Raw genomic sequence first — 10199 nt, forward strand, 5'->3', positions numbered from 1 at the left:
GGACGTCAGGAATGCTTGCGCTCGCGCGACGGGGCGACCATCCCTTCCTGGATAAAGCCGATCTGGCGCACCTCCATCGCCCGCGCCTTCAACTCGCCGCGCATCTTTTCATATTCCTCGGCCATCTTGGGCGTCACCGTGGCGCGCGAATCCGCCAGCGCGGCGGTAAAGTCGGCCGCCGTCACCTCGGTCACCTCGCTGCCGCCGCGATGGATCGCGTTGAGACCCGCGCGGCGGACCACGTCCTCCAGATCGGCGCCGGTGAAGCGTTCGGTTTCGGCCGCGATCCTGGCCAGATCGACATCTTTGGCCAGCGGCATCTTGCGCGTGTGAATGCCGAGAATATGTTCGCGCCCGGCGGCATCGGGCGGGCCGACATAGACCAGTTCGTCAAACCGCCCCGGCCGCAGCAGCGCCGGATCGACCAGCGTCGGCCGGTTGGTCGCACCGATCACCACCACCGATTGCAGTTCTTCGAGCCCGTCCATTTCGGCAAGGATGGTGTTGACCACCCGTCCGGTCACTTGCGGTTCGCCCTGCCCGCTGCCGCGCGCGGGAACGAGGCTGTCGATCTCGTCGATGAACAGCACGCACGGCGCCACCGCGCGGGCGCGCTGGAACATCCGCGCGATCTGTTGCTCGCTCTCGCCATACCATTTGCTGAGCAGGTCCGAGCTTTTCATCGAGATGAAATTGGCCTCGGCCTCCTTGGCGACAGCCTTGGCCAGCAGCGTCTTACCGGTGCCGGGCGGGCCGTAGAGCAGGAACCCCTTGGCCGGGCGGATACCAAGCCGGCGGAAGGCCTCGGGGTTCTTGAGCGGCAGTTCGACCCCTTCCTTGAGCTTGCCGGTCGCTTCGCCGAGGCCGCCAATATCCTCCCAGCCGATATCGGGCATTTCGACCATCACTTCGCGCATAGCGGATGGCTGAATGCGCTTGGCGGCGGTGAGGAAATCCTCGCGCGTCACTTGCAGCTCGTCGAGCACGTCTTGCGGGATGGTCCGTTCGTCGAGGTCGAGTTTCGGCATGATCCGCCGCACCGCCTCGATCGCAGCCTCGCGGGTCAGCGCGGCAAGGTCGGCCCCGACAAAGCCGTAGGTCATCCGCGCCAGTTCCTTGAGGTCGACCTTGTCGCCCAGCGGCATCCCGCGCGTATGAATGCCGAGGATTTCGCGCCGGCCGTTTTCATCGGGCACGCCGATCACGATCTCGCGGTCGAACCGGCCGGGCCGGCGCAGCGCCTCGTCGAGCGCATCGGGCCGATTGGTCGCGGCGATGACCACGAGGTTGGAGCGTGCCTCCAGCCCGTCCATCAGCGTCAGGAGCTGGGCGACCAGGCGCTTTTCGGCTTCGCCCGGCACCTGGCTGCGCTTGGGCGTGATCGAATCGATTTCGTCGATGAAGATGATCGCCGGGGCCGCCTTGGCCGCCTGCTCGAACACTTCGCGCAATCGCTTTTCGCTCTCGCCATAGCCGGAGCCCATGATTTCAGGGCCATTGATGGTGAAGAATTCGGCATCGGACTCGTTAGCCACGGCCTGCGCCAACCGGGTCTTGCCGGTGCCCGGCGGGCCGTGCAGCAGCACCCCGCGCGGCGGATCGACGCCCAGCCGGGTGAACAGTTCGGGAAAGCGCAAAGGCAGTTCGACCATCTCGCGCAATTGCTGGATAGTGTCGCCCATCCCGCCGACATCGTCATAATTGACCAGCGCACGGCCCGAGCTCGCCTCCTCATATTCGGCGCGCAGCTCGACCTCGGTATTCTCGTCGATATGGACGATGCCCTTGGGCGTGGTCGAGACCACGCTGAGGCGGATCTGCGTCAGCGCATAGGCCGGCGCGTTGAACATCCGGCGCACTTCGGGCGGAATGTTGTCAACCGGCTGCTGGCCGGTGGTGGCGACCAGATCGCCCGCGACCAGCGGCTTGCCGAAGAAATTGCGCTTCAGCGCCTCGGTCGGCCCCTGCAGCCGCATCTCGCGCTGGGCGGGGGCGAACACCACCCGGGTCGCGGGCCGTGATTGGGCGCGGCGCACGCGGACATGTTCGCCCGAGCCAACCTCGGCATTCCCACGCTGCAGCCCGTCGAGCCGGATCACATCGAGCGCCTGATCCTCGTCATAGGCGGCCATGGCGAGGGCGGCGGTGACGCGCTTGCCCTCGATCTCGATCCGGTCGCCTTCGGTGATGCCGAGTGCCTGGAAGGCCGAGCGCGGGATACGGGCGATGCCCTGCCCGCTTTCCTCCTGGCGGGCTGCGGCAACTTGCAGGCGCACTTCCTTGCTGTCTGCCACCGCAGCTTCGACATCGGCCATGTTGATCACGCTCCTGCTTATGTTCTTTCATGGCCAAGTTAGGCGCTGGGCGCCGCTTTTCCAGCCAGCAGAACAATAATGGTCGGCACGCGATTGCGCTCCCGCGTTCACGCCTATTTGCCGAGCAGGCGGACATCGCGCGGATGGCGGTGCAGCGGATCGGGCCCGGCTTCCAGCGCTTCGGGGAAGGTCAGACTCTCGGTGCGCGAGCCGCCGGTATTGATCTGCCCCAGCGCGCCGGCGCGGTGGCGCAGGCTCGACGGGCGTTCGTCGGTGGGGACGCAGGCGACATTGCGGGCATCGGGCGCAAACCGCCCGCCCAGCGGGCTGCGGACATGGTCGGCGCGGGCAAAGCTCGGCTCCAGCCGGTCGTCCGACAATTGCGCCAGCCGGGCGGAACCGTCGACCAGATCGTGCGCGATCACATGGATCACCTCGTCATCATATTCGACCCGCCCGCGCACTTCGAGCAGGCGCGCGGTCATCACGGTCCGGCGGAACCGTTCCATCACGTCGGGCCAGATGACCAGATTGGCGACGCCGGTTTCATCCTCCAGCGTGATGAAGCATACCCCCTTGGCGCTGCCCGGCCGCTGGCGGATCAGCACCACGCCGGCCACCTTCACCGCCGAACGGAATTCGCGGTCGCGCAATTCCCTCGCGCGGACGAAGCCGCGATCGCCATATTCGGCGCGCAGGAAGGCCATCGGATGCGCTTTCAGCGACAGGCGCTGGGTCTGGTAATCGGCCACCACCTCCTCGCTCAGCGGCATCGCGGGGAGCAGGGCGGGCACCGCATCGCGGCCATTATCGGGCACCGCAGCGGCGGCGAACAATGGCAGCTCCGGCCCGGGGATCAGGCTGCGCGCGTCCCACAGTGCCTGCCGGCGGGGCAGGCCGATGCCGCGAAACACGTCGGCCGCGGCCAACCGCTCGATCACCGCCGGCGAGATGCCGGCCCGCATCCGCAATTCGGCCAGCGAGGTGAACGGCCCGCCCCGCTCGCGCGCATCGATCAGCCGGGCGATGGCGGCTTCCGACAGGCCATCGATCTGGCGAAAGCCGAGCCTCAGCGCCGCGCCTTCCAGCGTATTGTCCCAGTGCGACCAATTGGCATCGACCGGCAGCACCTGCACCTTGTGGCGCTGCGCATCCTGGACGATCTGGCTGGGCGCGTAAAAGCCCATCGGCTGCGAATTGAGCAGCGCGCAGGCAAATGCCGCCGGGTAATGGCATTTGAGCCAGCTCGACACATAGACCAGATGAGCAAAGCTGGCCGCATGGCTTTCGGGGAAGCCATATTCGCCAAACCCCCTGATCTGGTTGAAGCAGCGTTCGGCAAATTCGCGGTTGTAGCCGCGCGCGACCATCCGCTCGACCATCATGTCCTGCAGTTCATCGACCATGCCGCGGCTGCGGAAAGTGGCCATCGCCTTGCGCAGCCGGTTCGCTTCGGCAGGGCTGAATTTCGCCGCATCGAGCGCGATCTTCATCGCCTGTTCCTGGAAGATCGGCACCCCCAGCGTGCGCGCGAGGATGCTGGTCAACTCGTCGGGCGGGCCGTGCCGCGGTGCCGGCGCGGGGATTTCCACCACCTCGGCCCCGCGCCGCCGTTTCAGATAGGGATGGACCATGTCGCCCTGGATCGGCCCCGGCCGGACGATCGCCACCTGGATCACCAGATCATAGAATTCGCGCGGCTTCAGCCGGGGCAGCATGTTCATCTGCGCCCGGCTTTCGACCTGGAACACCCCCAGGCTGTCACCCTGCTGGAGCATCCGGTACACCTCCGGATCTTCGCGGGGGACGGTGGCAAGCGTCAGTTCGCGGCCATGATGCGCGCCCAGCAGCGCCAGGCATTTGCGGATGCAGGTGAGCATCCCCAGCGCCAGCACGTCGATCTTGAGGATGCCGAGCGCGTCGATATCGTCCTTGTCCCATTCGATGAAGCTGCGCTCGGGCATCGCGCCATTGCCGATCGGCACCGTCTCGATCAGCGGCCCCTCGGTCAGGATGAAACCGCCGACATGCTGCGACAGATGGCGCGGCATCCCGATCATCTGTTCGGCAAGCTTCAGTACGCGGCGCAGATAGGGATCGCGGATGTCGAGCCCGGCCTCGCCCGCATGGCGCTCGCCGATTTCCTTGCCCCAGCTGCCCCACACCGTACGGGCCAGCGCGGCGGTGGTATCTTCGGATAGACCCATCGCCTTGCCAACCTCGCGGATGGCCATACGCGGGCGGTAGTGGATGACCGTGGCGGCAAGGCCCGCACGCTCGCGGCCATATTTGCCGTAGATGTACTGGATCACCTCCTCGCGCCGCTCATGCTCGAAATCGACGTCGATATCGGGCGGCTCCTTGCGCTCTTCGGAAATGAACCGGTCGAACAGCAGCGCGTGCTTCGCCGGATCAACCGCGGTAATACCTAGCACATAGCAGACCGCGCTGTTGGCCGCGCTGCCGCGCCCTTGGCACAGGATCGGCGGGGTTCGGCTGCGGGCGAAATCGATGATGTCCTTGATGGTCAGGAAATAGCGCGCCAGTTCCATCCGGCCGATCAGCACCAGCTCGCGTTCCAGCGTCTCGCGCACCGCATGGGGCAGCCCGTCGGGATAGCGCCCGGCGGCCCCCTCCCAGGTCAGCACCTCGAGCTGTTGCTGCGGGGTGCGATTGTCGGGATAGGTTTCCTGCGGATATTCGTATCGCAGCTCGTCCAGCGAGAAGGTGCATTCATCTGCCAGCGCGCGGGCATTGGCGATCGCATGCGGCCAGTCGGCGAACAGGCGCACCATCTCGCCCGGCGGCTTCAGATAGCGTTCGGCATTGGGATTAAGCAGGAAGCCCGCTCTGGCGACGGTGGTCTTGTGCCGGATGGCGGTCATCACGTCCTGCAGCGGGCGGCGGTGCGGCGCGTGATAGAGCACATCATTGGTTGCCAGCAGCCCCAGCCCGGCGGCCTGCGCCAGCGCGTCGAGCCGGTTGATCCGCGCAGTATCGGCCGCCTGATACAGCCAGCTGGCCGCGACATAGCGCAGCCCCGGCAATTGGGCGACGAGCCCTGCCAGCGGCAGGCTGCCGCCGTCCTCCAGCTCGGCCGGATCGCCCGGCGGGATCAGCACCAGCGGCACCCCCTCGCCCAGTTCGCCGACCATGCCGAGCGAAATGTCGCAGGCCCCCTTGGCCTGCCATTGTTCGGCCAGATCGCGCATCTTGCCCTGGCTGAGCAGGCGGCACAGGCGGCCATAACCCGCCCGGTCGCGCGGGTAGGCGAGGAAGGCCGCGCCTTCGACCGTCTCCAGCCGGCAGCCAATGATCGGCCTGAGGCCCAGCGCGGTGCATTCGGTATGCAGCCGCACCACGCCGGCCAGCGAATTGACGTCGGCAATCCCCAGCGCGTCATACCCCGCCTCGGCCGCGGTACGCGCCAGATCGACCGCGTCGGACGCGCCCTTGAGGAAGGAAAAACAGCTCGCCACGCCCAGCTCGACAAAGGGCGCACGGCTGCGCGGCCCGTCAGGCAACGGACCCTGGCCGGCCAGAGTACGCCGGGGAATGGAATCGTTTTGGGGCACTTGTCCGACTCGCTCAAAAAGAACATTATAGGAACATGAGCGAGTCGCCATCCCTTTTCCTGCCATCGCACTTGCCCGCTGCCCCATCAGGGGTGCGGGGCTTTCCGGCCCCGCCTGACGGGGCAATCAAGCAGGAGATCTTTGCCCAAGAAGGCAGCTTCGGGGCAGCCGCCAGCTTTGCTCTCGGTCTTGCGCTGATGCCCGGCCCGCCGGCGCGCGCGCATTGGCTGTGGGTGCAGGATACGGCCTCGATCCGCGCCGAAGGGCGGCCATTCATCGCCGGCCTGCCTCCATGCTTGCGCGCGGGGATGATCCACATTGTCGCCCGCAAACCCCAGGACGCGTTGTTCGCGCTGGAAGAAGGGCTGCGCTGCCGCGACCTTGCCTTCGTGCTGGGCGAACTTGAGGGCAATCCCCGCGCGCTCGACTTCACCGCCTCGCGCCGGCTGGCCGTGGCCAGCGAACGCCACGGCGTGCCGCTGTTTCTGGTGCGCCACCAGGCCGTGCCCGAACTCAGCGCCGCGCGCCGCCGCTGGCGGGTCGGCCCTATGCCGTCCGCGCCCGACCCGTGGGACGCACGCGCCCCGGGGGGCGCGGAATTCGCGGCCGACCTGTTCCGCGCGCGCGATGTCGCGCCCGGCAGCTGGCGCGGCAATTTCACGACCGGCTGGAGCCGCGGCCATGACCATGCCGCACCGCCGCCTGCTGTCGATCTGGCTGCCTACGCTGGCGATCGACCGCTGGCAGCAAACCGCGCCGGCTGAGCTGGCCACGCTTCCCGTCGCGCTGACGGCGGACAGCGCGCACGGCCCGCGCGTGGCGGCGGTCAACCGTGCGGCCGCCGAGGCGGGGGTGCAAGTGGGCGCCCGGTTGGCCGATATGCGGCCGCTCTGCCCGCAATTGCAGACCTGCCCGCACGATCCGGCGGGTGATCGCGCGCTACTCGAACGGCTGGCCCTGTGGGCACGCCGCTGGGGCCCGTGGAGCGCGCTTGACGGACCTGACGGGCTGCTGGTCGACATTACCGGGGCGAGCCATCTGCATGGCGGGGAAACGGCGGTGCTGGCCGATGTGGCAGCCCGGCTGAACAGCAACGGCCTGCAGGCGCGCGCGGCCATTGCTCCCACGTGCGGGGCGGCCTGGGCGCTTAGCCATCATGCGCTGGCCGGGCCGGCCATCTGCCCGCCCGACGCGGTGCTGGCCGAATGGCTGGCGCCCTTGCCCGTCGCCGCGCTGAGGCTCGACGAAACGGTGCTGCTGGTGCTCAAGCGGCTTGGGATCAAGCACGTCGGCGACCTCGTCGCGGTTGACCGCCAGCTGATCGCCCGCCGTTTCCGCCATCACCGCGCGCCGACGGGCAATCCTCTGGCCCGGCTGGACCAATTGCTCGGCCTGATGCCCGAACCGCTGATCCCGGTCGTGGATAGACCCGTCGCCCTTGCCGAACGCCGCCTCGCCGATCCGTTGCTGCATCGCAGTCTGCTCGACCGGATCGTGCACGATCTGGCGCAGGAGCTGGAGGCACTCCTCGAGACGCGCCGCGAAGGCGCCCGGCGGCTGATCCTGCGATTGTTCCGAGTCGATGGCGAAAGCTGCGAGCGCACCCTCGAACTGGCCGCACCCAATCGCGACGCAGCCCACATCGTCCGGCTGTTCGCGGGCAAGCTGGATGATATCGATGCGGGTTTCGGGATCGATTGCGCCCAATTGGTCGCACCCTGGACCGAGGCGCTCGGCCAGGCGCAGGTGCGGCTGGACGAACCGCCACGCGAAGGGACCACGCTCCCCGCCTGTCTAGACCGAGTGATCACGCGGCTGGGCACCGGGGCGGTCCACCGGGTGGTCACGCTGGCGAGCCATTTGCCCGAACGCAGCCAAGGCGAGGCCGCGGCACTCAGCAATGCTCCGCAATCCGCCAGCGCGCCACCAGTCCGCCTGCGCCCGCTTAAGCTACTCGACCGGCCTGAAGCGATCGCGGTGATCTACGCCACGCCCGAAGGCCTGCCGCGAAGCTTTCGCTGGCGCGGGCAACTCCACCGGGTGACCTATGCACGCGGCCCCGAGCGCCTCGGGCCGGAATGGTGGCGCCAGCATTCGCGGGAGCGCCCACGCGACTATTACGCCACCCAGGCCGCCAATGGCGGGCATTACTGGATCTACCGGCAGGGCCATGTCTACGACCAGACCGGCACGCCGCCCGAATGGTTCCTCCACGGCATCGGCATCACGCAGCACTGAGGACCCGCCGGCGCCAGACGCAAAAAAGCCCGCCATCCTGACGGATGCGGGCGCTAAGAACTGGTTGCGGGGGTTGGATTTGAACCAACGACCTTCAGGTTATGAGCCTGACGAGCTACCGGACTGCTCCACCCCGCGGCACCGTTCGGACGTCAGAGACGCCGAAAGGGCTGTCCCGGAGGATCAGCCCTTTAGACTTGTGAATGGGTTCCCGCACACGCCGGCTGCAATGCCTGGCGGCGACCTACTCTTCCAACGCTTGAGCGTTAGTACCATCGGCGCTGCCTGGTTTCACGTCCGAGTTCGAGATGGGATCGGGTGGGTCACAGGCGCTATGGCCACCAAGCAATGAAGCCGGCGTGTGCGGGTTAAATCGATGCTGTTGTTGTCGATGAGCGTCTGGCTGGACAATCCTCCACCGGACGAGCCTGCCAAAGGCAGGGCTGTCATTGATGGTGGGATTCATCAAGCGCGATATGAACTATTAGGACCGGTTAGCTCCATACATTACTGCACTTCCACACCCGGCCTATCAACGTCATGGTCTATGACGGTTCGAAGATTGCTTATCTTGAGGGAGGCTTCCCGCTTAGATGCTTTCAGCGGTTATCCCGTCCATGCATAGCTACCCTGCGGCACCGCTGGCGCGATGACAGGTACACCAGAGGCATGTTCACCCCGGTCCTCTCGTACTAGGGGCAACTCCTCTCAACAATCGACGCCCACGGCAGATAGGGACCAAACTGTCTCGCGACGTTCTGAACCCAGCTCACGTACCACTTTAATTGGCGAACAGCCAAACCCTTGGGACCTGCTCCAGCCCCAGGATGTGATGAGCCGACATCGAGGTGCCAAACGATTCCGTCGATATGAGCTCTTGGGAATCATCAGCCTGTTATCCCCGGCGTACCTTTTATCCGTTGAGCGATGGCCCTTCCACGAGGGACCACCGGATCACTATGACCGACTTTCGTCTCTGCTCGACTCGTCAGTCTCGCAGTCAGGCAGGCTTATGCCATTGCACTCTTGCAGACGGTTTCCAACCGTCCTGAGCCTACCATCGCGCGCCTCCGTTACTCTTTAGGAGGCGACCGCCCCAGTCAAACTACCCGCCACAGAGGGTCCCAACACCGGCTAACGGTGCGTGGTTAGACATCAGAAACAAACAGGGTGGTATTTCACCTATGGCTCCACACCAGCTGGCGCCGGTGCTTCAAAGCCTCCCACCTATGCTACACAGTTTATTCCTAATGCCACTCTGAAGCTGCAGTAAAGGTGCACGGGGTCTTTCCGTCTAACCGCGGGTACTCCGCATCTTCACGGAGAATTCAATTTCGCTGAGCATATCCTGGAGACAGTGGGGAAGTCGTTACGCCATTCGTGCAGGTCGGAACTTACCCGACAAGGAATTTCGCTACCTTAGGACCGTTATAGTTACGGCCGCCGTTTACTCGGGCTTCAATTCGGAGCTTGCACTCCTCCTCTTAACCTTCGAGCACCGGGCAGGCGTCACACCCTATACGTCGTCTTGAAGCCGACTTAGCAGAGTGCTGTGTTTTTGCTAAACAGTCGCTACCCCCTGGCCTGTGCCCCCCGCTACTGCTTGCGCAATAACGGGGCCTCCTTCTTCCGAAGGTACGGAGGCAATTTGCCGAGTTCCTTCAGGATACTTCTCTCAAGCGCCTTGGTATACTCTACCTGACCACCTGTGTCGGTTTCGGGTACGGTCTATATGGAGAGGCTATTTCCTGGAACCGCTTCACCGCCCAACCAATCCAATAAGGAAGGACAATTTACGCGATCCGTCACACATCTCCAGGCCCACGAATATTAACGTGGTTCCCATCGACTACCCCCTTCGGGCTCGTCTTAGGGGCCGGCTCACCCTACGCTGATTAGCATTGCGTAGGAACCCTTGGTCTTTCGGCGAGAGGGCATCTCACCCTCTTTGTCGCTACTCATGTCAGCATTCGCACTTCCGATACGTCCAGAGTCGGTTACCCTTCTCCTTCACTCGCTTACGGAACGCTCCGCTACCGCTCAGTCCGAAGACTGAACCCTAAGCTTCGGT

At 65.4% G+C, this 10199-nt stretch carries 4 protein-coding genes, 1 tRNA gene and 2 rRNA genes (1 of these 7 running past the window's edge); 2 read left to right on the forward strand and 5 right to left on the reverse strand.

The window, feature by feature from the left end:
* Positions 1-5: 5 nt before the first annotated feature.
* Positions 6-2315: a CDC48 family AAA ATPase gene (locus ILT46_RS09820; RefSeq protein WP_199504513.1), complete on the reverse strand. Its 2310-nt coding sequence runs from the start codon at positions 2313-2315 to the stop codon at positions 6-8.
* Positions 2316-2428: 113 nt separating this feature from the next.
* On the reverse strand, positions 2429-5890 hold the full coding sequence (locus ILT46_RS09825) for an error-prone DNA polymerase (protein ID WP_370592406.1): 3462 nt from the start codon (positions 5888-5890) through the stop codon (positions 2429-2431).
* A 35-nt stretch (positions 5891-5925) separates the two neighbouring features.
* Between ILT46_RS09825 and ILT46_RS09830 the strand changes: the two genes are divergently transcribed.
* Positions 5926-6654, forward strand: coding sequence for a recA-like protein (locus tag ILT46_RS09830; protein WP_199504471.1), 729 nt, complete (start codon positions 5926-5928; stop codon positions 6652-6654).
* The gene (locus ILT46_RS09835) at positions 6572-8128 is read left to right on the forward strand and encodes a Y-family DNA polymerase (protein ID WP_370592407.1); all 1557 of its coding nucleotides are present in this window, start codon (positions 6572-6574) and stop codon (positions 8126-8128) included. Before ILT46_RS09830 ends, ILT46_RS09835 begins: the two co-directional genes overlap by 83 nt.
* Positions 8129-8189: 61 nt before the next feature.
* Here ILT46_RS09835 and ILT46_RS09840 read toward each other — a convergent pair.
* The 3 genes from ILT46_RS09840 to ILT46_RS09850 all read right to left on the reverse strand — a co-directional run.
* A tRNA-Met gene (locus ILT46_RS09840) sits at positions 8190-8266 on the reverse strand.
* A gap of 93 nt (positions 8267-8359) precedes the next feature.
* Positions 8360-8474 (reverse strand): 5S ribosomal RNA (gene rrf / locus ILT46_RS09845).
* A gap of 118 nt (positions 8475-8592) precedes the next feature.
* Positions 8593-10199 (reverse strand): 23S ribosomal RNA (locus ILT46_RS09850); it runs 1184 nt beyond the window's last position.

The sequence above is a fragment of the Qipengyuania sp. YIM B01966 genome (genome assembly GCF_016461955.1).
GTDB lineage: Bacteria > Pseudomonadota > Alphaproteobacteria > Sphingomonadales > Sphingomonadaceae > QFOP01.